The 21,683-nt window shown below is 64.4% G+C and carries 22 protein-coding genes; 5 read left to right on the plus strand and 17 right to left on the minus strand.

Annotation, left to right across the window (positions count from 1 at the left end):
- Positions 1–21 precede the first annotated feature (21 nt).
- Positions 22–195 carry a DUF1328 domain-containing protein gene (locus MXB90_RS08945; RefSeq protein ID WP_250043918.1) on the minus strand — a complete coding sequence of 58 codons (174 nt, stop codon included), beginning with the start codon at positions 193–195 and terminating at the stop codon, positions 22–24.
- Positions 196–367: 172 nt separating this feature from the next.
- Here MXB90_RS08945 and MXB90_RS08950 point away from each other — a divergent pair, with 172 nt between their 5' ends.
- A complete protein-coding gene (locus MXB90_RS08950) occupies positions 368–550 on the plus strand; it encodes a PLDc N-terminal domain-containing protein (protein ID WP_250043920.1) in 183 nt (60 codons plus the stop codon).
- Between the two features lie 53 nt (positions 551–603).
- Here MXB90_RS08950 and MXB90_RS08955 read toward each other — a convergent pair whose 3' ends face one another.
- The 5 genes from MXB90_RS08955 to MXB90_RS08975 all read right to left on the minus strand — a co-directional run bounded on the left by MXB90_RS08955 (position 604) and on the right by MXB90_RS08975 (position 5,051).
- Positions 604–801, minus strand: a complete 198-nt coding sequence (locus MXB90_RS08955; protein WP_250043761.1) for a CsbD family protein — start codon at positions 799–801, stop codon at positions 604–606.
- A gap of 86 nt (positions 802–887) precedes the next feature.
- Positions 888–2,462 (minus strand): phospholipase D family protein, encoded by a 1,575-nt coding sequence (locus tag MXB90_RS08960; RefSeq protein WP_250043763.1) that lies wholly within the window; start codon positions 2,460–2,462, stop codon positions 888–890.
- Positions 2,463–2,530: 68 nt separating this feature from the next.
- The gene (locus MXB90_RS08965) at positions 2,531–4,312 is read right to left on the minus strand and encodes a sensor histidine kinase (protein WP_250043765.1); all 1,782 of its coding nucleotides are present in this window, start codon (positions 4,310–4,312) and stop codon (positions 2,531–2,533) included.
- Positions 4,309–4,908 carry an RNA polymerase sigma factor gene (locus tag MXB90_RS08970; RefSeq protein WP_250043767.1) on the minus strand — a complete coding sequence of 200 codons (600 nt, stop codon included), beginning with the start codon at positions 4,906–4,908 and terminating at the stop codon, positions 4,309–4,311. The genes MXB90_RS08965 and MXB90_RS08970 overlap by 4 nt, the downstream gene beginning before the upstream one ends.
- The gene (locus MXB90_RS08975; protein ID WP_250043769.1) at positions 4,905–5,051 is read right to left on the minus strand and encodes a NepR family anti-sigma factor; all 147 of its coding nucleotides are present in this window, start codon (positions 5,049–5,051) and stop codon (positions 4,905–4,907) included. The genes MXB90_RS08970 and MXB90_RS08975 overlap by 4 nt, the downstream gene beginning before the upstream one ends.
- A 101-nt stretch (positions 5,052–5,152) precedes the next feature.
- On the opposite strand from MXB90_RS08975, the gene MXB90_RS08980 reads away from it, so the two are divergent.
- Together MXB90_RS08980 and MXB90_RS08985 are read left to right on the plus strand one after the other, a co-directional pair.
- Entirely contained in the window at positions 5,153–5,950 is a 798-nt protein-coding gene (locus MXB90_RS08980; protein ID WP_250043771.1) for a response regulator, read from the plus strand.
- A gap of 143 nt (positions 5,951–6,093) precedes the next feature.
- On the plus strand, positions 6,094–6,591 hold the full coding sequence (locus tag MXB90_RS08985; protein ID WP_250043773.1) for a hypothetical protein: 498 nt from the start codon (positions 6,094–6,096) through the stop codon (positions 6,589–6,591).
- Positions 6,592–6,721: 130 nt separating this feature from the next.
- Here MXB90_RS08985 and MXB90_RS08990 read toward each other — a convergent pair whose 3' ends face one another.
- The gene (locus tag MXB90_RS08990) at positions 6,722–7,216 is read right to left on the minus strand and encodes a Dps family protein (protein ID WP_250043775.1); all 495 of its coding nucleotides are present in this window, start codon (positions 7,214–7,216) and stop codon (positions 6,722–6,724) included.
- Positions 7,217–7,400: 184 nt separating this feature from the next.
- Here MXB90_RS08990 and MXB90_RS08995 point away from each other — a divergent pair, with 184 nt between their 5' ends.
- Positions 7,401–8,267, plus strand: a complete 867-nt coding sequence (locus MXB90_RS08995) for a YihY/virulence factor BrkB family protein (RefSeq protein ID WP_250043777.1) — start codon at positions 7,401–7,403, stop codon at positions 8,265–8,267.
- Here the strand turns inward: MXB90_RS08995 and amaB are convergent.
- Genes amaB through MXB90_RS09015 form a run of 4 tightly spaced genes read right to left on the minus strand, consistent with a single transcriptional unit; the run spans position 8,219 to position 14,159 of the window.
- Positions 8,219–9,718, minus strand: coding sequence for an L-piperidine-6-carboxylate dehydrogenase (gene amaB / locus MXB90_RS09000; RefSeq protein WP_250043779.1), 1,500 nt, complete (start codon positions 9,716–9,718; stop codon positions 8,219–8,221). The two genes, MXB90_RS08995 and amaB, sit on opposite strands and share 49 nt — an antisense overlap.
- Before the next feature lies 1 nt (position 9,719).
- Positions 9,720–10,751 carry an ACP S-malonyltransferase gene (locus MXB90_RS09005; RefSeq protein ID WP_250043781.1) on the minus strand — a complete coding sequence of 344 codons (1,032 nt, stop codon included), beginning with the start codon at positions 10,749–10,751 and terminating at the stop codon, positions 9,720–9,722.
- A complete protein-coding gene (locus MXB90_RS09010) occupies positions 10,748–12,931 on the minus strand; it encodes a dehydrogenase E1 component subunit alpha/beta (RefSeq protein WP_250043783.1) in 2,184 nt (727 codons plus the stop codon). The genes MXB90_RS09005 and MXB90_RS09010 overlap by 4 nt, the downstream gene beginning before the upstream one ends.
- 19 nt (positions 12,932–12,950) lie before the next feature.
- Positions 12,951–14,159: an acyl-CoA dehydrogenase gene (locus MXB90_RS09015; protein ID WP_250043784.1), complete on the minus strand. Its 1,209-nt coding sequence runs from the start codon at positions 14,157–14,159 to the stop codon at positions 12,951–12,953.
- Positions 14,160–14,259: 100 nt separating this feature from the next.
- Between MXB90_RS09015 and MXB90_RS09020 the strand changes: the two genes are divergently transcribed.
- On the plus strand, positions 14,260–15,162 hold the full coding sequence (locus MXB90_RS09020) for a LysR family transcriptional regulator (RefSeq protein ID WP_250043785.1): 903 nt from the start codon (positions 14,260–14,262) through the stop codon (positions 15,160–15,162).
- Here MXB90_RS09020 and MXB90_RS09025 read toward each other — a convergent pair.
- From MXB90_RS09025 to MXB90_RS09050, 6 genes are all read right to left on the minus strand, one after another.
- Entirely contained in the window at positions 15,095–16,240 is a 1,146-nt protein-coding gene (locus tag MXB90_RS09025; protein WP_250043786.1) for a saccharopine dehydrogenase family protein, read from the minus strand. The two genes, MXB90_RS09020 and MXB90_RS09025, sit on opposite strands and share 68 nt — an antisense overlap.
- Before the next feature lie 121 nt (positions 16,241–16,361).
- The gene (locus tag MXB90_RS09030) at positions 16,362–17,117 is read right to left on the minus strand and encodes an ABC transporter ATP-binding protein (protein ID WP_250043787.1); all 756 of its coding nucleotides are present in this window, start codon (positions 17,115–17,117) and stop codon (positions 16,362–16,364) included.
- Positions 17,118–17,127: 10 nt separating this feature from the next.
- Positions 17,128–17,958 carry an ABC transporter ATP-binding protein gene (locus tag MXB90_RS09035; RefSeq protein WP_250043788.1) on the minus strand — a complete coding sequence of 277 codons (831 nt, stop codon included), beginning with the start codon at positions 17,956–17,958 and terminating at the stop codon, positions 17,128–17,130.
- A complete protein-coding gene (locus MXB90_RS09040) occupies positions 17,955–18,860 on the minus strand; it encodes an ABC transporter permease (protein ID WP_250043789.1) in 906 nt (301 codons plus the stop codon). Before MXB90_RS09040 ends, MXB90_RS09035 begins: the two co-directional genes overlap by 4 nt.
- Positions 18,860–19,927 (minus strand): ABC transporter permease, encoded by a 1,068-nt coding sequence (locus MXB90_RS09045; protein ID WP_250043790.1) that lies wholly within the window; start codon positions 19,925–19,927, stop codon positions 18,860–18,862. Before MXB90_RS09045 ends, MXB90_RS09040 begins: the two co-directional genes overlap by 1 nt.
- A 42-nt stretch (positions 19,928–19,969) precedes the next feature.
- A complete protein-coding gene (locus tag MXB90_RS09050) occupies positions 19,970–21,574 on the minus strand; it encodes an ABC transporter substrate-binding protein (RefSeq protein ID WP_250043791.1) in 1,605 nt (534 codons plus the stop codon).
- Between the last annotated feature and the right edge of the window lie 109 nt (positions 21,575–21,683).

Here is a 21,683-nt window from a genome sequence, read left to right on the forward strand (position 1 = left end):
CCGTTGGTTTTGTCGGCCGCGTCAGACCGGCGGCTTGCCCCGCACCGCGCGGGCGATCATCGCAACCACGAACAGGATCAGGAAGATCACGAACAGGATCTGCGCGATCCCCGCCGACGCCCCGGCGATGCCGCCAAACCCAAGCGCCGCGGCGATCAGCGCGATTACAAGAAAGGTCAGTGCCCAACCAAGGATGGCATTCTCCTTTGTTCTGGGTGTTCAACGCGCCTTGGCGCATTCTGTCAGGGTAACGCGCGCCTTGCGCTGCGGGTTCCCGTGCAGGCCGATATTGCCGCGGGGGAACAAGCCGCGGGGCGCCGCGTTCGGAAGGTGCCGACACAACGGATAAGGAATTTCTGGCATGAACATGTTTGAACTGCGCGGGCTTGGCGGGCTTTTGCTGTTGGCGCTTGATATCTGGGCGCTTGTTTCCATCATCAATTCGTCGCGCAGGACCGGGTCCAAGGTGCTGTGGTGCCTGCTGGTCGTGCTGCTGCCGCTTCTGGGATTCATCATCTGGCTTGTGGCGGGGCCACGGTCGGCAAAATAAGCAATGGCCCGCGCGGTGGGCGCGGGCCATTGCAAAAATCCGGGGGACCGGCGTCAGATGCCGCGGCCCCATTCATCGACTTCGCGTTCGACCTCGTCCTTGGCGCGGCCATAGCGTTCCTGCACCAGGCCCACCAGCTCTTCGCGGCGGCCCTTGATCTGGTCCAGCTCGTCATCGGTCAGCGCACCCCATTTGGCGATGGCCTTGCCCTTGATCTGCTTCCAGTTTCCTTCGATGCGATCCCAGTTCATGGCATCCTCCTTGCACTTTGTGACACTGTGCAAGGGAAACGGTCGGGGGCGGGCGCGGTTCCCGCACGGCTGCGTGAACGCCAGGTTCAGACCATTTCATCCGGGATCAGCGGGGCCGGCGTGCCAAAGGCTTCGGCCGCGCGCAGATCATAGGGCAGGATAAAGCCGTGGCGCTGATCGGGCGGATATTTCGCATTGGCCAGCGCCAGCGCGCGCCAGGCCTGCACCGCATGGTCCAGCGACAGGAATTCATCCCCCGCCGCTGGCGGCAACCAGTGGCGCATGACGCGTTCGCGCAGCGCCTCGATATCCTCGTGCCGGTTCAGGAAAACGCCTGCCTCGGTGTCCCAGTGCAGCGACCGCCCGTTCAGATTGGCCGAAGACACGATCGCGGCCCGGTCATCGAAGATCGAGACCTTGGTGTGGATATAGACCAGCGGCGCACCGCGCAGGGCGGCGCGGCCATTCGGCGCCTCGCCCGGATCGGGGCGGCGGGGCTGGGCCGTTGCCCCGATGAACAGACGCGCGCCAAAGCCGTCGCGCAGGATACGCAGGGCCCTGGCCTGCAGGAATTCGCCAAAGCGCGCATCAAGCCCGGTGGCCCCGTCAAAGGCCACCTCATCGGGGGCGGCGGGCAGGATCAGGATCATGCCCAGGCCGGGGTTTTCCCGCGCGGCGCGGGCCAGCGTTCGCGCCAGCCCCCGGTCGCGGAAATATTGCGTTTCCAGATAGATCAGCTTGCGGCTGCGCCGGGCCAGCATGGCGTGGCCATCATGGATTTCGGCGGCGACAGGTTCGGGCCCGAAACGGAACAGGTCAAAGCGGCGGCGGCGCGACAGGGTGCGCAGGAAACGCCGCGGCGGGGCGGGCTCGGCCCGGCCGGCAACCACATCCAGAAAGGTTTCCAGATGGGTCTGCGCCTCGGCCACCACGGGGCCTTCCAGCAACAGCTGCACATCCTGCCACGTTTCACCCCCGGGCCGGTCATGGTCGGGGCTGTCAAAGCGCCGTTCATTCAGGTCAAGCCCGCCGATATAGAGCCGCTTTCGGTCAAAGACCGCCAGCTTCTGGTGATGCGTCGCGGGGTATAGCTGCGGCAGCCCGATCAGGCGGGGAAAGCATTGACCGTTCAGCCCCAGTTTCATCAGGCGCAAAAGCCCCGGCGCCTCGCGCAGGGTCGTGGCGCGTTCGGGCGCCGGCATGGCGTTCAGCCATCTGGCGTTGCGCAACAGCCGCCGCGCGATCAGCGGCCAGACCAGCAGCCGCGGCACAAGGCCCGTTCGCGCCGGGTGCATCGCGGGAATGACGCGCAGCTTGGCGCGCGGCCCGGCAAGTTCGGCCGCGGCATAGAGCATCCGCACACTGCGCCATGTGCCCCGGTGCAGGTCCGGGCGCGCGCAGGGGTCGAAATCCGACAGGATGAGGGTGACCGCAACACCCCGGCGCAGGGTATGTTCGACAAGGTCGAACCACGTGTCCCCGATCGCCCTGCCGGCACGCGATCGCAGCCGTGTGTCCAGATCAAAGATGCGGAAACTGGCCCAGATTTCGCGGCTCGCTTCCAGGAAGGCGCGTTCCAGCGCGGGATAGGCCTCTGCCGCTGTCAGAAGCACCCGCATCCGGCTGTCGGCCCGTATCCCTGCTTTTCTAAGCCGTTCCATCCATTCCTACCACCACGCCTTTCCCGCCCCGTTGGTCAAACGTTCGCAGATGCGGCCCGGTTCCCGTATCATGCCGCCTCGGGGTTCGGGGGCGGCGTTGTGCGGTCATGGCGGGCCTCGGCCTCGGACAGGGGGCGCAGGGCAAAGGGCACGCTGACATGATAGGTGTCATCTTTGACGCCAGATTCTATCGTTCCGCCCAGTTGCTGCACAAAGGCCCCAAGCAGTTGCGACCCAAGGCCGGTGCTGTCCTGGCCATGCGGCGGCGTCACCGGCCCTGCCACACTGTTGGAAATACGCAGATGTGCCCGCATCGGTTCAGCACGCTTCAATTCCACCTTGATCCACGGCGCGGCCGTGTCGTTGCTGGCGTATTTCAGCGCGTTCGTCATCGCCTCGGTCAGCAACAGCGCCAGCGGCACCGCCTGATCCGGGGTCAGGCGGATGTCATCGACATCGGTGGCGACCGAAAAGCGCCGCCCCGGGCCCGAGCCCAGCTTGACGATCTGGTTGACGATATCGGGCAGCAGTTCATTGGCGCTGATGTCGGTCAGGCCGCTGGTCTGATACAGCCCGCGGTGAATTGTCGCCAGGCTGATCACCCGTTCCTGCAGGCCCTTCATCAGGCCCTTCGCCTCGGGCGTGCGGGCCTGACGCATCTGCATGTTGATGATCGAGGCGATCAGTTGCAGGTTGTTCTTCACGCGGTGATGCACCTCGCGCAGCAGAACTTCCTTGTGGTGGATGGTGTCTTCCAGCTGCGCCTCATCATGCAGGATGGTTTCGGTCATGCGTTCAAAGGCATCGGCCAGTTCGCGAATTTCCAGCGACGCCCGGTCCAGGTTCAGATGCCCGACGATCCGATGGCCACCGGCAAAGCGGCGGATGGCGCGGCCAAGCTGGCGGATGTGCCGGATCACCAGCTGCTGAACCGCGACATAGGCCACGAACAGGCTGGCAAGCCACATGGCCGTGGGAAATAGCACCGGCGGCAGGTCGGCCAGCGGGCCAAGGCTTTGCATCCCGTCCGCAGGCCAGCTGCCCAGCGCATAGACCTGGTTTGGCACCAGTTCGACCACCGAATAGATCCGATCATTGCCCAGCCGGGATTTCGCCGAAAAGCTGACCGAAATCGGCGCGGCCAGCGCCTTGAGCGCGCGATCCGCAGGCAGCCGGTCCTGCGCATCCTCAAGCCCGGTGGACGAGGTCAGGATACTGCCGGTGCGATCAAAGGTCATGATGATCAGCGGGCGGCTGACCTCGGTATCGGGGCCGTCATTCGCCTCGGCCAAGGCCTTGTGCGGGATCGACAGGGACACGACCCCGATCTTGTCGCCCCGTTCGTCAAAGACCGGATGCACGATGCCCAGGATCGAAGTCCCCGAAACCGGCGACCCGGGGTTGACGATGAACGAGGGTTCATCCTTCTCGATCATCTGTTGGAACAGCGCATCATCGGCATAGTCGAACAGCCGCCCCGATGACGAACAGGTCATCAGCCCCGACACCGGGATATAGGCGGCAAGCGACAGATAGGGCAGCTGTTCGGCCACCAGCCGCATCTTGTCGACGCAGGCGGCATCATGCCCGATCAGCGGCAGGATCGACCGCGACACCACCGCGGCCACCCCTTGCGCCTGTTCGATCAGCCGGGTTTCACCGCCCAGCGCGCGCATCGTCGCCCCCATCAGCGCGGCTTCGGACCGGGCGCGGGCCTCGTTCATCAGCGAGGTGGCCTGATAGACCGACAGCACCAGAACCGGGAACAGCGCGATCGCCAGCACCACCGCAAGCCGAACCGGCAACCGTCGGGTCCAGCCCTGCGCCGGTGGCATCGGCGCCGGCATCATGCGGCGGCAACCCCGGACCGGCCCATGACCGCCAGCGAATTGCCATCCGCCTCGGCCAGAATATCCTCGCCCTCGGCCAGGTTCAGCATTTCGGCCAGCCGCGCGCGGGCCCGGTTGGCGCGGCTTTTCACCGTGCCGACCGCCACGCCCATCATCGCAGCTGCATCCTCATAGGAAAAGCCCGAGGCGCCTACCAGCACCAGAACTTCGCGATGTTCGGGGCTAAGCTTATCAAAGGCCTGCAGAAAATCGTTCATCGCCAGACGCCCGTCATGCGCGGGCTTGTCAAAAAGCGAGGCGGCGTGAATGCCATCGGGGTCTGCCACCTCGCGTTTGCGTTTGCGCCGGTCGGAATAGAATGTGTTGCGCAGGATGGTGAACAGCCAGGCCCGCAGGTTGGTGCCGCGCTGGAACCGGTCGATGTTGGACCAGGCCTTCACGATGGTATCCTGCACCAGATCATCGGCGGCCGAGGCATTTCGCGTCAGCGACAGCGCAAAGGCCCGCAGCGCGCCCAGATGTTCGGGCAATTCATCGCGGGGATCTTGCGCGGGATTTGCCAGCGCGTCGGAGGCGGCTTTGGAGGGCGCGCTCATTTGTCGCCCTCCTTCGCCTTCAGCTGCGCCAGCAGCTGCTTGAACCGATCGGGGATTTCCTCATTCAGCGCCTCTTCGTAGACCCGCTTCAGGTTTTCGTCGATCTGCTCTTTCAGCCTGGCGTTTGACTTGCGCTCTGCCATGTCAATATTCATACCTGCCTTCCGATCCCGCGATTTTTGCACGGAACCAAACGCGCGGCCAGAACGTTTGGTTCCCGAAAAACATGAAAAGGGAGATTTTCATGACCAATGACCTTGCCGGCGCCATTGCTGCCAACCTTCCCTATCTGCGCCGCTATGCGCGTGCGCTGACCGGCAGTCAGGGCAGCGGTGACCGCTTTGCCGCCGCCACGCTGGAAGCGATCCTGGCCGATACGGCGCCGTTCGCCGATGGCGTGGAACCCAAGGTCGCGCTGTTTCATGCGTTCCATCTGGTCTGGGCCTCGGCCGGTGCGCCCCTGGGCGAGGCGGACAGCGCATTGGCCGAACGTGCGCAGCGCCACATGGCGCGGCTGACGCCCAACACGCGCGAGGCGCTTTTGCTGAACTCTCTCGAAGGGTTCCGGCCCGATCAGATCGCGCGGATCATGCAGATCGAAACGGACGAAGCCGCCGCCCTGATCGATATCGCCCTGGCCGAGATGGAAGCCTCGATCGCCGGCAAGGTGATGATCATCGAGGATGAGGCGATCATCGCGATGGATATCCGCGCCATCGTCGAGGACATGGGCCATACCGTCACCGGCGTTGCGCGCACCCGGTCCGAGGCGGTGGCGCTGGCCGCCAGCAACCGTCCCGATCTGATCCTGGCCGATATCCAGCTGGCCGACAATTCATCGGGGATCGACGCGGTCAACGACATCCTGGGCCAGTTCGACGAACTGCCGGTGATCTTCATCACCGCCTTCCCCGAACGGCTTTTGACCGGGGAACGCCCCGAACCCGCCTTCCTGATCACCAAGCCCTACAGCGAGGATCAGGTGCGTTCCGCCGTCAGCCAGGCGATGTTCTTTGCCTCGACGGAAACGCTTGCGGCCTGATCGGGCGGCATAGTCCTGACCAGCGGGCCCCGGCATCTGCCGGGGCTTTCCTTTTCGTGATCGGCGGCGGGGGAACGCGGCCGGCTGGGGGGCGTTTTTCCATGCATGGGCAGGCTGACCTGCCACAATGAAGGGAGACGAAAATGTTCAACAAGATCCTAATCTCGACCCTGTCGGTGGGGCTTGTGGCCGGGGCGGCACTGGCCGAGGAAACCCCGATCAAGTCAATCGAGGTTACCGCCGACATCGCCGCGATCGAGAATGCCGAGGCGGCAACGTTCTGGGGCAATCTGGAATCCGACCTTGAAGCGGCGATCGCCGCGGAAATCGCGCCCGATCGTCTGGTCGGCGCCGAGGGCGAGGGGTCGGAAATCAAGGTCGATGTGGACGAAATCGCCCTGTCCGACACCTGGGCCACCGTCACCGATCTGGGGGAATCGCGCCTGGTCGGTCAGGTCAACGTGACCAGCCAGACCGACAATTCCAAATTCGACGGCTATGAGCTGAGCGTTGCCTTCAAGGATGCGATCGTATTCCTGCCCGAAGGCGCCGATGTCACCCTGCTGACGCGTGACAGTGCCGAATATTACGCGGCCATGCTGCAGGCCTTTGCCGAACATGTCGTGGACCGGCTGAAATAAGCCCGCATTTGCACGAAACGATCGCCCCGGACCAATGGTCCGGGGCTTTTTCATGCGGGTCTTCGGGTGGTGCGGCACGAAAAAACCGGGCCCCGGTAAGGGGCCCGGCAAAGCGCGGCAAGATCAGGGATCATTTGGCGGTCGCGCGCAGCATCCAGGCGGCCTTTTCGTGAAAGGCGGACCGCGCCGTCGCCAGATCGGCGGTGACCACATCCTTGCGGCTTTCGGCCAGGGCGACCAGCGCATGCATCCGGTGTGCGACGCGTTCGTGATCGCCAGCCAGATCCGCGGCCATCGCCTTGGCATCCGGCATCTTTTCCAGATCCTGCACCACCGAGGCGGCGATGATCTGCGACATCTTCATCGGCGCCAGCTGGCCCAGCGCCCGGATGCGTTCGGCCAGGTCGTCGGCGGCTTCGAACAGATCCTGATACTGTTCCTCGGTCAGTGCATGGATCGAATAGAACAGCGGCCCTTCCACGTTCCAGTGATAGGCGTGGGTCTTGAACAAAAGGCGATAGGTATCGGACAGAACCGAGGTCAGCGCCTCGGCGATCGGTTCGACATCGCGCACCCCGGTCTTGACCGTCTCGGCTGTGGGAACGACCTTCATTGCATCGGCCATGATAACTCCTTTCCTGCGGGCGCGTCTGGCCCCTGTTTTCGGTGACAGGGCGCAAAACGCCCCTTGCCACGTCAACGCGCGGAGCAGCCCGGATGTTCCGGTTGTGCGAATTCCGACGGCCCCGGCGCAGGTTGTTGCGCTGCGCGCCCGGCTGCGCGAAGGTTGCAGGGGAAAGGAATGGGTCATGGTGAACCGGATCTGGCAGCTTGTCAGGGGCATCGCGCAGCGCATGGAACAGACAAACCTGTCGCTGGTGGCGGCAGGTGTGGCCTTTTATGCCATGTTTGCCCTTTTCCCCGGCCTGACCGCGACCATCGCGATCTGGAGCATCGTTGCCGATCCGGGCGTGATCCGAAGCTATCTGACGGTGGCCGAGGATTTCATCCCCACCGACGCCTATGCCATTGTTCTGGATCAGATCCTGGCCCTGCTGGCCGCACCCCGGGCGGCGCTGGGCTGGGGCACCGTTCTGTCGGTGCTGATCGCGCTGTTTTCTGCGCGCGCGGGGGTGGGGGCGCTGGTGCGCGCGCTGAACGTGATCCACGGCACAAGGCAGCGCAACACCCTTTGGGCGCTGCTGACCGGCTATGCCATGACCATGGCCTTGGTGGGGGTGATGCTGGCGGCGCTGGCGACGGTGGTGGTCGTGCCCATCGCGCTTCGGTTTCTGCCGCTTGGCCTTTTGAATGGCTGGCTTCTGTCGGCACTGCCCTGGGGGGCGATGCTGTTGCTGATGCTGACCGCGCTGGGCATCCTGTATCGCTATGGGCCCAATACCGAAGGCCACCGCGACCCGATCGTGACCTGGGGCGCGGTGGTGGCAACGCTTAGCTGGGCCGCGGCCTCATTGGCGTTCAGCTTTTACCTGACGAATTTCGGCGCTTATAACCGCGTCTACGGGTCGATCGGGGCGGTGATCGCGCTGTTGATGTGGCTGTATCTTTCCGCCTTTTCGGTGCTGCTGGGCGCCGCGCTGAACGCCGAGCTGATGGCCCGTCGCGGTCAAAAATCGAAGGTCACCCCCTGCGCCAGCGGCAGTGCGGCGGAATAGTTGATCGTGTTGGTCTGGCGCCGCATGTAGCCCTTCCACGCATCCGACCCGCTTTCACGCCCGCCCCCGGTTTCCTTTTCGCCACCAAAGGCCCCGCCGATTTCCGCGCCCGAAGGCCCGATGTTGACATTGGCGATCCCGCAATCCGACCCGGCCGATGACAGGAAGGCCCCCGCCTCGCGCATGTTCAGGGTAAAGATGCACGACGACAGGCCCTGCGGCACATCGTTTTGCAGCGCGATGGCGTCCTCCAGCCGATCATAGCCCAGAACGTAGAGGATAGGGGCAAAGGTTTCCTCACGCACGCAGCCGGTCTGACCCGGCATCTCGACCACGGCGGGTTCGACATAGGCACCGCCCTGTGGAACCCCCTCGGCGACGGCGCGGCCGCCATGAACCTTGCCGCCTTCGGCCCGGGCCTGTTCCAGCATGGCCAGCATCCGATCGCGCGCGGCATGGTCGACCAGCGGCCCTACCAGGGTCGTGGCCTTGCGCGGGTCGCCGATCGGCAGGCTGGCATAGGCCTTGGTCAGCCGGGCCACCAGTGTTTCGCGGATGTCATTGTGCACAATCAGCCGCCGCAGGCTGGTGCAGCGTTGCCCTGCCGTGCCCACGGCGGAAAACACGATGGCCCGCACCGCCATGTCCAGATCGGCCGAGGGCGCCACGATCATCGCATTGTTTCCCCCCAGCTCCAGGATCGAGCGGCCAAAGCGTTCCGCCACCTTCGGCCCCACGATCCGCCCCATCCGGGTTGATCCCGTGGCCGAGATGATCGGAACGTCAGGCGCGCTGACCAGCGCCTCGCCCAGCGCCGGACCGCCGATGACCAGCTGCGCCAGCCCCGCAGGCGCGTCACCGAACCGGGCTATCGCGCGATCCAGGGCCTTCATCGCGGCGATTGCCGTCAGCGGGGTCTTTTCCGACGGTTTCCAGATGATCGAATCGCCGCAAACCAGCGCCAGCGCCGCGTTCCACGACCAGACCGCGACAGGAAAGTTGAACGCCGAGATGATCCCGACGGGTCCCATCGGATGCCAGCTTTCCATCATCCGGTGGCCCGGCCGTTCCGACGCGATGGTCAACCCGTAAAGCTGCCGCGACAGGCCCACGGCAAAGTCGCAGATGTCGATCATCTCTTGCACCTCGCCCAGACCTTCCGAGGTGATCTTGCCTGCCTCCAGCGTGACCAGCGCGCCAAGCGCCTCTTTGGCGGCGCGCAATTCTTCGCCCAGCAGGCGGACCAGTTCGCCGCGGCGGGGCGCGGGCACCTCGCGCCAACTGCGGAAGGCCGTCTGCGCGCGGGCGATCACGGCGGGCATGTCGCTGGCGGGGGTTTCGCGCACGCGGGCGATTTCGGCGCCATCAATGGGCGAATGCACGGCAAGGCTGCCGCCGGTGATATCGGCGGATGTGATCCCGAGGGCGTTGAAAATGTCTTCGGTGGTCATGTCAGTCTCCCTGTGATGTGACTGTCGCGCGTTGCGCCTCAATCCCCATCGAGATGAGGAAGGGGCGCGTTTTCTGGCGCTGTTGAAAATCGGATTTCGACCCTGTTCCGGCCCAATCAGCCAGAATTAGCGACTGTGCCACCGCGCCGCCCAATGTCGTGCCGGGGCCGGTGACGATGAACAGATCGGGGGCGAATTCGCGCGCCGCTGTGGCGATGGCGCGTGTGAAGTCGTAGGTCCGGACCACCTGATGGCCCAGCGTGTAATCCCACAGGGCGGCGGTGTCGCTTGCCCCGGGCCACCAGATCGCGCCGCGCCCGTCGATCAGCGGAACCTTGGGCTGGCCGAACAGATCCTGGGCCAGGCGTGCGCGCCCGGCTTCGGCGATGGGGGACTGAAGCGCGGTGTGAAAGGCCGCGTGATTGGCAAGCCGCATCGGAAACCGACCCTGTTCCGGCGGAAGAGCGGCCTCAAAGGCGGCAAGCCCGGCGTCATTTCCGGCCAGAACCAGCATCCCGCCAAGGTCGATCGACAGGCCCAGATCATGGCCCGGCCGCGCGTCGATATCCGCCACCAGCGACAGAAGTTCCGCCTTGCGGGCCGGGTTCGGGACCCAGTCTTCGACCATGAAAGGGTGGATGATCTGACCGCCGATCAGCGCATCCTGCATCAGCGTGCCCATGGTGTTGACGACGTGAAACCCCGCCTCGGGGCTTAGCGCGCCACCACAGGCCAGTGCCGAATACCAGCCCATCGAATTGCCGGTAACGGCCACCACATCAACCCCGCGCAGGGCACGAAAATCGGCCAGCGTTGCCGCATAGATCAGCGCCGAAGCATTGTCGCCCCGTGTGTGCCGCGCGACCGAATAGGTCGCGGCGCCGTCCAGCGCGGCAAGTGTTTCCTGCCCCAGGGCCGCGCGTTCCGCATCAAACCGCGCCAGCAGCGCTGGGTCATGAAAATGCCGGCCCAGAACGCCAAGTTCGGTCTTTGTATAGGTGCCCCGACCGGGGCAGATGACGACGGCCTTCATCGGCCGATCAGCCGCAGCGCGGCCTCCTCGATGCCTTTGGCCGATGGAAGCGTGGCCGCATAGGCGGGGCCGGTGGCGATAAAGCAATCCTCGGCCACAACGCGCGCTAGCGATTTGCGCCCGGCTTCAACCATCAGGGTCATCAGCGCCTCGGACTGGCTGCCGGTGCGGCGGCATTCATCCACGATGAGAATATGGTCGCAATCTTGGGTCGCCCGAAGCAGGGCCGCTTCGGGCAGGGGCGCCAGCCAGCGGATGTCGATCACACGGGCGGCGACGCCCTGCGCGGCCAGCGCCGCCTGGGCTTGATGCGACAGGTAGCAGCCATTGCCGTAGGACAGGATGGCAAGGTCCTTGCCCTGCCCGTGCAACCCGATCTCGCCCAGCGGAATGCGCTGATCCGGGCCAGGATAGAGCCGCATCCACGCCCCGTCCTTTTCAGCGTGAAGATCGCGCATCGGATACAGCGCGATGGGTTCGACAAAGACGCAGACGCGCTGTTCCTGCCGCGCAAGGCGGACACATTCGCGCAGCATCATCGCCGCATCCGCCCCGTTGGATGGCACCGCAAGGATCAGCCCCGGAATGTCGCGCAGGACGGCCAGGGAATTGTCATTGTGAAAATGCCCGCCAAACCCCTTTTGGTAACCCAGCCCCGCGATGCGCAGCACCATCGGATTGGTGAACTGCCCGTTGGAAAAGAACGGCAGGGTGGCCGCCTCGCCGCGGATCTGGTCTTCGGCATTGTGCAGATAGGCCAGGAACTGAATCTCGGGGATCGGCAGAAAGCCGTTGTGCGCCAGCCCGATGCCAAGCCCCAGGATCGACTGTTCATCCAACAGCGTGTCGATGACCCGGTCGGGGCCAAAGCGCGATTGCAGCTTTTGGGTGACGCCATAGACCCCGCCCTTGCGGCCCACATCCTCGCCCATCAGCGCGATTTCGCGGTGCTCCAGCATCAGATCCGTCAGCGCCCAGTTCAACAGTTTCGACATCGGCTGCGGTTCGGCCATGGCCGCCAGATCCGGGCCGAAAGCGGCGGCGCGGGCCTGCGCGTCGGGGCCATTGCTGGGCTTGCAGGGCCGCGACGGCGGGATCAGGCTGGCCATGACCTGCGCCGCGGTCTGCAGGCGGGGCCGGGTGACCGCCTGTTCGGCCACGCGGGTTACGCGATCCAGTGTCTCGGTATAAATTTCCAGCGCCTGTGCCGGGGCCAGGGCGCCCGCCTGCTGCAACAGGCGCACCGAATGCAGCAGCGGGTCATTGGCCTCTTCGGCCTCAACCTCTTCGCGGGGCATGTAGGTGGTGGGCAGGTCCGCGCCCGCATGGCCATAAAGTCGCACGGTGCGCAGATGCAGAAACGCCGGTTTGCGCCGGCTTCGGACGTAATCGGCGGCCTCGGCCGCGATCTTGAACGTCTCATACAGGTCCAGCCCGTCGGCCGCGAAATACCGGACCCCCGGGCGCGCCTGCATCGATGCCGCGATCCAGCCCTTGGGCGTTTTCGTTGAAATGCCGATGCCGTTGTCTTCGCAAACAAACAGAACCGGCATGGGCAGAGCCTGAAACGCGGTCCAGCCCGCGGTGTTGAACGCCCCCTGCGCGGTGGAATGGTTGGCCGAGGCATCGCCAAACGAACACATCACGATCGCATCGTCGGGCAGGGCACGGTGTTCGGGCGGGTGGCGGCGGGCCAGGCCCAACGAATGGGCAACCCCCACGGCCTTCGGCAGATGGCTGGCGATGGTTGAGGTCTGCGGCGGGATCGCCAGTGCCTTTGACCCCAGAACCTTGTGCCGCCCGCCGGAAATCGGATCCTCGGAGGACGAGGCGAAGGACAAAAGCATGTCCCAGGTCATGGTCTGGCCGGGGACCTGATCGGCGCGGGCAATCTGAAAGGCCGCGTCGCGATAGTGCAGAAAGGCCATGTCGGTGGGCCGCAGCGCATGGGCGACGGCGGCCATCCCCTCATGCCCCGATGACCCGATCGTATAAAACCCCTGTCCGGCCTTCTGCATGGCCCGGCTGGTGCGATCCAGCGCGCGGCTTAGACACTGGGCGCGGAACAGGCGCACCGCATCGGGTGCCGAAAGCCCCGGAACAGGGTCTTTCCCAACGGGAAAATCCTGCGCCGCAACGCGACGCAGGAAGTTTTCATGAACGATCTGGGAACGTGGCATATGTCCCTTTCTGTGATCCTCAGTAGAAGGCTTGCAGCCCCGTGATGGCCCGACCCAGGATCAGGGCATGCACGTCATGCGTGCCTTCGTAGGTGTTGACGGTTTCCAAGTTGACCATGTGGCGGATGACCTGGAAATCCTCGGAAATGCCGTTGCCGCCGTGCATGTCGCGCGCCCAACGGGCGATATCCAGCGCCTTGCCGCAGTTGTTGCGCTTGATGATGGAAATCATCTCGGGCGCGGCGTTGGCTTCGTCCAGCAGGCGGCCGACGCGCAGGCTGGCCTGCAGGCCAAGGCTGATTTCGGTCATCATGTTGGCCAGCTTCAGCTGATACAGCTGCGTGTTGGCCAGCGGGCGGTTGAACTGCTTGCGGTCCAGGCCATACTGGCGCGCGGCGTGCATGCAGAATTCGGCCGAGCCCATCACGCCCCAGCTGATGCCATAGCGCGCACGGTTCAGACAGCCGAACGGACCTTTCAGCCCTTCGACATTCGGCAGCAGCGCATCTTCGCCGACCTCGACGTTGTTCATCACGATCTCGCCGGTCACCGAAGCCCGGAGTGAGAGCTTGCCTCCGACCTTCGGTGCCGAGAGCCCGGCCATGCCTTTTTCAAGGACAAAGCCGCGGATCTTGCCGCCATGCGCTTCCGACTTCGCCCAGACGACGAAGACATCCGCGATCGGCGAATTGGAAATCCACATTTTCGACCCGTTCAGCACATAGCCGTTCGCGGTCTTCTTGGCGGTGGTCTTCATCCCCGCCGGATCCGAGCCCGCATCGGGTTCGGTCAGGCCAAAGCAGCCGATGTATTCGCCCGAGGCCAGTTTCGGCAGGTATTTCTTGCGCTGTTCTTCCGAGCCATAGGCATAGATCGGATACATCACCAGGCTGGACTGCACCGACATCATCGAGCGATAGCCCGAATCGACGCGCTCAACCTCACGGGCGACCAGGCCATAGGCCACATAGGACGCGCCCAGCCCGCCATATTCTTCCGGCACGGTCACGCCCAGTAGGCCCATTTCGCCCATTTCACGGAAAATCGCCGGATCGGTCGTTTCCTCACGATAGGCGGCGGTCACGCGGGGCTGCAGCTTTTCCTGGGCATAGGTGCGCGCGGCATCGCGCAGCATCCGCTCTTCCTCGGTCAGTTGCTGATCCAGGCGGAAGGGGTCTTCCCAGTCAAAGCGCGACAGGTCGGGGGCGTCTTTCGGTTTGAGGGCCATGGTATTGATCCTTGCGGTCATGATGTTTGACCCTTTATGCGCCTGTTCCTTTGCGTAATCCAACGCTATTGTCGCGATAGAATATGCATGGAGCGCATATATGGCCCTGCCGCGCCGCTATATCCCGTCGATCAGTCTGCTGGCGGCCTTTGAGGCGGTCTGCCGCACCGGGTCCACTGCCGCCGCCGCGCGGGAACTGGATCTGACGCAGGGGGCGGTCAGCCGCCTGATCCAGAACCTGGAAGGCCAGCTGGGCGTGACCCTGTTCAAGCGCGAACGCCGCCGCCTGCGCCCGACGGAACCCGCGCTGGCCTATGCCCGCGACGTGCGCAAGGCGCTGGAACTGATTGCGCGGGCCTCGCTGGGGTTGCGCGCCAATCCCGGTGGCGGGGTGCTTAGCCTGGCGATTCTGCCAACCTTCGGCACGCGCTGGCTTGCGCCGCGGCTGGGGGCGTTTCTGGCGGCGCATCCGGGTATCACGCTGAACCTTGGCACCCGGCTGCGGCCCTTCGACTTCGACAGCGAAACCTTTGACGCGGCCATCCATTTCGGCATCCGCATGTGGCCCGGCGCCGAACACATGCCGCTGTTCGAGGAACGCATTATCGCCTGCTGTTCGGCGGCCTTCGCCGCGGAACATCCGATGCGCGAACCGGCCGACCTGCTTGATCTGCCGCTGTTGCAGCTGGAATCGCGGCCCAATGCCTGGGGCGCCTGGTTCGCCCATCACGGGCTGGAGGCACCGCATACCCAGGGTATGCTGTTCGATCAGTTCGCGCCGATGATGCAGGCTGCTGCGCATGGGGTCGGGGTTGCCTTGTTGCCGGAATTTCTGGCCGATGCGGAAATCCGCGAAGGCCGGCTGATCCGCACGCCCGGCGATATCGTGGCGGGCGTGGGAACCTATTACCTTGTCTGGCCCGAAGGGGCCGAGGTCACTCTGCCGCTTGCAGCCTTCCGGGATTGGATCGCGGCCGAGGCGAAGGCGTCGGCAGGGGCGTGATCTGGCCGGGCAGGTAATAGCGCCCGAATTCGGTATCCAGAAAATCGGCCAGCCCCACCTGTTCCTGCCCGATGAAGCCACGCCCGGGCAGCTTGCCGGTGCGCACCATGTCCACCACGCCGGTGACGCCCGCCGCGGTGGTGATCTGGATCGCGCTCCAGCGTTTGCCGTCGATGACGGTGGACAGGGATTTGTTCAGGAAGGAAATCTCGCGCAGCGCACCATCCACCATGCCGGTCGCGGTGCAGAAGACCACCACCACATCCTGATCGGTGCGCGGCAGGGCATGTTCAAAGATATCCTTCATCAGGTCGCGGCGACGTTCCAGCCCCAGCCCCGTCAGCAAAAGCCGCAGGATATCGCGATGGCCGGGGTAGCGGATCGTGCGATAGCTGACGCGCCGGGCCTTGCCTTCCAGCGTCTCGCCCAGCGTCCCAAGCCCGCCCGAGGTGTTGAAACATTCGTAGTCCACCCCGTCCAGCGCGAAATCTTCCAGATCCTCCAGCGGGGCCAGGCTGACCTTGCGGCCATCAACCAGGGCCTCGCAGGGGTTCAGATATTCGTTGATCAGCCCGTCGGTTGACCAGGTCAGGTTGTATTTCAACGCGTTGGTCGGATACAGCGGCAGCGCGCCAACGCGCAGCGACAGGGTTTCCAGTTCGTCGAACTGCGCCGCCAAATGCGCCCCCACCATGCCCACGAAGCCCGGTGCCAGTCCGCATTGCGGCATCAGCACCGTTTCGGCATCGCGGGCCAGGTCGCGCACGCGGGCGGTTCCGGCGACATCCTCGGTCAGGTCGAAATAATGCGCCCCGGCATTGCGCGCGGCTTCGGCAATGGTGGGCGTCAGAAAGAAGGGCGCGGCCGAAATCACCGCGTCAAACCCCTTCAGCCGCGCGGTCAGCGCCCCAAGATCATCCGCCGCAACCTGCAGCGTAGCGGTGCCCGCGGCCGCCGCTGCCTGCAGCGCCGCGGCATTCTGATCGGCCAGCGTGACACGGTAATTGCCCGAGGCCCCCAGAAGCGCGGCGATGGTCGTGCCGATCTTGCCGGCACCGATGATGCAGATGTTCCACATGGCATTCCCCCTGTTCGTTAGCGTCAGAGTGACGCACAGGTCCGCCGTATTGAACAATCAAACACACCGAAATGTAGTATGTTGAGATATATTTCACCGATAATTTCGGCTAAATGACGGATCAACCATTCAGCATCCGGTCAGCGCTGGCCTCAAACAGGGTGCGGGCGTAATCGGTTTTCATACCGGCGCGGGCCAGATCCTCATGCAGCAGCTCTTCAACCGCGCGGCCGTGCTGCATCACCAGAACGCGGTCGCACATGTGGTCAATCACCGCCAAATCATGACTGACCATCATGAAGGTCAGCCCCCGCTCCGCGCGCAAACGGTTGAGAAGGTTCAGCGTTTCGGCCTGAACACTGGCATCCAGCGCGCTGGTGGGTTCGTCCAGCAGCAGGATTTCGGGTTCCAGCATCAGCGCGCGGGCAATCGCGACCCGCTGGCGCTGCCCGCCCGAAAGCTGATGCGGATAGCGGAACCGAAAGCTGGGCGGCAGGCCGACATCGTCCAACGCCTGAACCACGCGCGCATCGGTATTGCCGATGCCGTGGATCGCCAGCGGCTCGGCCAGGGTGCGGTCGATCGTGTGGCGGGGGTGAAGTGAGCCATAGGGGTCCTGAAAGACCATCTGCACCCGTTTGGCAAAGGCCTTGCCACGCGGGGTTTGCACCGGGGCGCCGTCAATGCGGATACTGCCCGCCGAAATCGGCGCCAGCCCGCAGATCGCCCGCAAGATCGTCGATTTGCCGGACCCACTTTCGCCGACAAGTCCGTAACTTTCGCGGGCCGCGACCGTCAGCGACACATCCTCGACCGCGCGCACATCGCGCCCGCCGACATGATAGGTGACGGAAAGGTTCTCGATTTCGATCAGCATCCGCCCACCCCTATTCCGCCCAGGCCGCATGACGATCCAGCCCCGGCAGGGGCGATCGGTCGCCACCGATCCGGGGCAGACAGTTCAAAAGCCCCTGGGTATAGGGGTGCTGCGCCTGCATCAGGTTCCTGGCCTCCAGTTCCTCGACCACGCGGCCCTTGTACATCACCAGAACCCGGTCGCAGAACCGCGCCACCAGCCGCAGGTCATGGCTGATGAAGATCAGCCCCATCCCCCGGTCGCGCACCAGCGCATCCAGGATCGACAGCACCTCCGCCTGGACGGTCACGTCCAGCGCGCTGGTGGGCTCATCGGCGATCAGCAGGTCGGGGTTGGGGATCAGCATCATCGCGATCATCACGCGCTGGCCCATGCCGCCCGACAATTCGTGCGGATAGCTTTCCAGCACACGGTCCGGGTCGCGGATCTGCACGGCCTCCAGCGCGGCGATGGCCTTGGCGCGGGCCTCGGTGCGGCCAACGCGGTGGCGCAGGCGCAGCCCCTCGGTCAGCTGGGCGCCGACCTTCATCACCGGGTTCAGCGAATATTTCGGGTCCTGCATGACCATCGCCATGCGCTGGCCACGCAGGGCGCGCATCTGCCGTTCGCTGGCGCGGGTCAGGTCGATGCCGTCAAAGACCATCTCTTCGGCGTCGATCCGCCCCGGCGGGCGGATCAGCCGCAGGACGGATCGGCCCGTCATCGTCTTGCCCGATCCGCTTTCGCCGACGATGCCCAGCCGTTCCCGGCCCAGGCTGAAAGATACACCGCGCACCGCCTGAACCGGGCCCGATTCGGTGTCAAAGGTCACGCGAAGGTTTTTCACCGACAGCAGGGTCATTTTCCCGCGCTCCTTGGGTCAAGCACGTCGCGCAGGCCATCGCCCAGCAGGTTGAACCCAAGCGAAACGATGAAGATCGCCAGCCCCGGCATGGTGGCCACCCACCATTGTTCGAACAGAAACTTGCGCCCCGATGAAATCATCAGCCCCCATTCCGCCATTGGCGGCTGCACGCCAAGGCCCAGAAAGCCCAGCCCCGCCGCCGTCAGGATCACCCCGGCCATGTCCAGCGTGACCCGGATGATGACCGAGGGCAGGCACATCGGCATCACATAGCCCCAGATGATCCGCCCCGCGCCAGCGCCCTGCAACCGGACGGCGGCGATGTAATCGGCATTGCGCACGGTCAGCGTTTCGGCGCGTGCGACGCGGGCATAGGGCGGCCAGGATGTCAGCGCGATGGCCAGCACCGCATTTTCGATCCCCGGGCCCAGCACGGCGACCAGCGCCAGCGCCAGGATCAGCTTGGGAAAGGCCAGGAAGATATCGGTGATGCGCATCAGCACCTGATCGACCCAGCCGCCGAAATAGCCCGCGACAGTGCCGATCAGCAGGCCAAAGATCGGCGCGGTGATCGCCACAAGTCCCACGATGTACAGCGTCACCCGCGCGCCAAAGACGATGCGGGAAAAGATGTCGCGGCCAAATTCATCCGTGCCCAGCAGGTGCCCCGCCGTCAGGGGGGGCAAAAGCCGCTGGGTCAGGTTCTGGGTGATCGGATCATGGGTCGCCACAAGCGGCGCGAAGGCCGCCATCAGCAACAGCAGCGACACGATCAGAAAGCCGATCATCGCCAGCGGATTGCGCCGGAACCGCAGCCAGCCAAGATAGCCCTGGCCCAGCCGGGCCTGCAGCCGGGACGCGGGGTTCGGGTCGCGCAGCCATGTGGTCAACGTGGTCATCAGCGGGCCCTCGGGTCGACAAGGCGATACAGGATGTCGGAAAACATGTTCAGCGCCACAAAGACGATGCCCACCACCACCGTTCCGCCCAGAACCGCTGGCATGTCGGCAGAAAACAGCGCCGTGGTGATGTAAAGGCCAAGGCCGGGCCAGGCAAAGACCGTCTCGGTCAGCACCGATCCTTCCAGCAGGTTCGCATAGCTTAGCGCGATCACGGTGATCAGCGGCACCATCACGTTCTTCAGCGCATGAACCCAGATCACCCGCCATTCCGGCATGCCCTTGACGCGGGCGGTGGTGATATATTCCTGGCTCAGTTCATTCATCATGAAGCTGCGGGTCATCCGGCTGATATAGGCCATGGAATAATAGCCAAGCACCCCCGCGGGCAGGATGATGTGCGACAGCGCGTTGCGGAAAATATCCCATTTGCCGGCAAGGGCCGTGTCGATCAGGATCATGCCGGTCACCCGCGGCACGTCGAATTCGAACATCATCTCGAACCCGGCATCCAGACGGCCCGGCCCCCCGACCCAGCCCAGGATGCCGTAGAACAGCAACAACCCCATCAGCCCCAGCCAGAACACCGGCATGGAATACCCCATCAGCCCGATCAGCCGCACCAGCTGGTCGATCCAGGTGCCCGGGCGCGTCGCCGCCAAAACCCCCGCCGGAATGCCCAGCAACACGCCAAAGATCGTGGCAATCGTGGCCAGTTCCAGCGTGGCGGGGAAATAGCGCGCGATATCCTCGGCCACCGGGGTTCGCGTGCGGATCGAGGTGCCAAGATCCCCGGTCAGCGCATCGCGGACATAGATGACGAATTGTTCCCACATCGGGCGATCCAGGCCCAGCGCCTCGCGCGCGGCTTCATACTGCGCGGTGGTGGCGCGTTCGCCGACCACGGCCAGAACCGGGTCGATCGGCACGACGCGGCCGATCACGAAAGTGATCAGCATCAGGCCAAGGAAGGTCGCCGCCAGGGCCAGAACCGTCGCGCCAAGACGCTTGAGGTTATGGACCAGGCGCGAGCGGCGGCGGGGCGGGGCGGTATCGGTGCTGGCCATCGGGTCTGTGCGGCGCCCCCGGTCCCCCGGGGGCGCCTGATCTTACTTGGTTGCCAGCCAGTAGGTCGCCTGATCGGTGGCGCCGCCGGTGTAGAACCCTTCGACATTCGACCGCAGGGCCGTCTGGCTGATCTGCTGGAACATCGCGATGAAGGCCGAGGTGTCGCGGTGCTTGCGCTGGATTTCCTCATACATCGCGCGGCGCTTGTCGGTGTCACGCTCGATCACGGCGGCCTCGGTCATGTCGTGCAGCTCGCCCGGATCATAGGCGGTGCGCCAGGCCAGGATGCCGGTCAGCTGGCCTTCATCCGCGTTGTTCGGGTTGTATGCGAAGGTCGAGGCATTGGTATGCGGGTCCGGGTAATCCGGGCCCCAGGCCTGCAAGGTGATGTCGTGGTTGCGGGCGCGGTAATCGCCCAGCACCTCGGCCCCCGCCCCGGGCTTCAGTTCAACCTTGATGCCGGCCTGGCCAAAGGTGTTCTGGATCGACTGCGCCATTTCCACCCGCTGCTGGTCGTTGCGCACCGAAATCGTGGTGGTAAATCCATCGGGGAAGCCCGCCTCGGCCAGCAGGGCCTTGGCCTTTTCCACGTTCAGCTCATAGGGCGTTTCTTCCAGCGAACCCAGATAGCCGCGCGGCAGGAAGTGCTGATGCACCATCATCTGGCCCTTGAACACGGTCGCGGCCATGCCGTCATAATCGACCAGCCAGCGCAGCGCGTCCATGACCTTGGGGTTGTTCAGCGGCTCGCGTTTCTGGTTCAGCGCGAGGTAGTAGATATAGCCCGCCACGTCATCGACGACCTTGACGTCGGGATTGCCCGCGATCCCTTCGATATCGGTGGTGTTCAGCTTGCGCGCGATGTCGATATCGCCCTTTTCCAACTGCAGGCGCTGGGTCGCGGGTTCGGGGACGTGACGCACGAACACACGCTTGAGCTTGGGCGCCCCGCGCCAGTGATCTTCGCGCGCTTCCAGCACATAGCCTTCCTGGGCCTTGTAGGACCGCAGCACATAGGCGCCGGTGCCCGCCGAATTGGCCTTGAGCCATTCGTTGCCCATATCGCCATCGACCTCATTGGCCATGACGGTTTCCTTGTCGAGGATTGATCCGACCACCGCCGTCAGGCAGTTGTAGACCATCGAGGGCGCATAGGGCTTGTCCAGTTCCAGCACGACGGTGTCACCCTCGGCGCGGATCTTCTGATCGACGTTTTCCGGGGTAAAGCCGAACTGCGCCAGGATGAAGGCCGGGGTCTTGTTGATCTTGACCACGCGCTGCAGCGACCAGGCGGCATCCTCGGCGCGGACCGGGTTGCCGGACGAAAAGCTGATCCCCTGCTTCATCTTGAAGGTGAAGGTCAGACCATCTTCCGACACGTCCCAGCTTTCGGCCAGCCCCGGCACCAGTTCACCGGGTTTCGTCGGGTCCAGCTCGACCAGGGTGTCATAGACGTTGTTCAGCATGTCGGTGCCCGAGAATTCGAACGCCTCATGCGGGTCGATCGAGACGATGTCATCGATCGCATCGGCAATCACCAGCGTATCGGCCGGTGTTTCGGCCAGCAACGCCACGGGCGCAGTGCCAAGCATCAGGGCGGAAAGGGCGGCAAGGCCCACCCGGCGAAGGGTCGGTTCGGCAAACATCGTAAGCTCCCTGTTTTATCGTTTGTTTTTTTGGTTCGGCCGCAAACGCGGACGGGTATTTCTTGACCGATTGGGCAGTTTTAGACATGCCTTGTCAAGCGACCATTCC

Source organism: Phaeovulum molybdatiresistens, from assembly GCF_023544865.1.
Classification (GTDB): domain Bacteria; phylum Pseudomonadota; class Alphaproteobacteria; order Rhodobacterales; family Rhodobacteraceae; genus Pontitalea.

Bases quoted from the DNA above. Each gene is read 5' to 3' on its own strand.
- MXB90_RS08950 (WP_250043920.1), top strand. From the start codon at position 368: ATGTTTGAACTGCGCGGGCTTGGCGGGCTTTTGCTGTTGGCGCTTGAT.
- MXB90_RS08955 (WP_250043761.1), bottom strand. From the start codon at position 801: ATGAACTGGGATCGCATCGAAGGAAACTGGAAGCAGATCAAGGGCAAG.
- MXB90_RS08960 (WP_250043763.1), bottom strand. From the start codon at position 2,462: ATGGAACGGCTTAGAAAAGCAGGGATACGGGCCGACAGCCGGATGCGG.
- MXB90_RS08965 (WP_250043765.1), bottom strand. From the start codon at position 4,312: ATGATGCCGGCGCCGATGCCACCGGCGCAGGGCTGGACCCGACGGTTG.
- MXB90_RS08970 (WP_250043767.1), bottom strand. From the start codon at position 4,908: ATGAGCGCGCCCTCCAAAGCCGCCTCCGACGCGCTGGCAAATCCCGCG.
- MXB90_RS08975 (WP_250043769.1), bottom strand. From the start codon at position 5,051: ATGGCAGAGCGCAAGTCAAACGCCAGGCTGAAAGAGCAGATCGACGAA.
- MXB90_RS08980 (WP_250043771.1), top strand. From the start codon at position 5,153: ATGACCAATGACCTTGCCGGCGCCATTGCTGCCAACCTTCCCTATCTG.
- MXB90_RS08985 (WP_250043773.1), top strand. From the start codon at position 6,094: ATGTTCAACAAGATCCTAATCTCGACCCTGTCGGTGGGGCTTGTGGCC.
- MXB90_RS08990 (WP_250043775.1), bottom strand. From the start codon at position 7,216: ATGGCCGATGCAATGAAGGTCGTTCCCACAGCCGAGACGGTCAAGACC.
- MXB90_RS08995 (WP_250043777.1), top strand. From the start codon at position 7,401: ATGGTGAACCGGATCTGGCAGCTTGTCAGGGGCATCGCGCAGCGCATG.
- amaB (WP_250043779.1), bottom strand. From the start codon at position 9,718: ATGACCACCGAAGACATTTTCAACGCCCTCGGGATCACATCCGCCGAT.
- MXB90_RS09005 (WP_250043781.1), bottom strand. From the start codon at position 10,751: ATGAAGGCCGTCGTCATCTGCCCCGGTCGGGGCACCTATACAAAGACC.
- MXB90_RS09010 (WP_250043783.1), bottom strand. From the start codon at position 12,931: ATGCCACGTTCCCAGATCGTTCATGAAAACTTCCTGCGTCGCGTTGCG.
- MXB90_RS09015 (WP_250043784.1), bottom strand. From the start codon at position 14,159: ATGGCCCTCAAACCGAAAGACGCCCCCGACCTGTCGCGCTTTGACTGG.
- MXB90_RS09020 (WP_250043785.1), top strand. From the start codon at position 14,260: ATGGCCCTGCCGCGCCGCTATATCCCGTCGATCAGTCTGCTGGCGGCC.
- MXB90_RS09025 (WP_250043786.1), bottom strand. From the start codon at position 16,240: ATGTGGAACATCTGCATCATCGGTGCCGGCAAGATCGGCACGACCATC.
- MXB90_RS09030 (WP_250043787.1), bottom strand. From the start codon at position 17,117: ATGCTGATCGAAATCGAGAACCTTTCCGTCACCTATCATGTCGGCGGG.
- MXB90_RS09035 (WP_250043788.1), bottom strand. From the start codon at position 17,958: ATGACCCTGCTGTCGGTGAAAAACCTTCGCGTGACCTTTGACACCGAA.
- MXB90_RS09040 (WP_250043789.1), bottom strand. From the start codon at position 18,860: ATGACCACGTTGACCACATGGCTGCGCGACCCGAACCCCGCGTCCCGG.
- MXB90_RS09045 (WP_250043790.1), bottom strand. From the start codon at position 19,927: ATGGCCAGCACCGATACCGCCCCGCCCCGCCGCCGCTCGCGCCTGGTC.
- MXB90_RS09050 (WP_250043791.1), bottom strand. From the start codon at position 21,574: ATGTTTGCCGAACCGACCCTTCGCCGGGTGGGCCTTGCCGCCCTTTCC.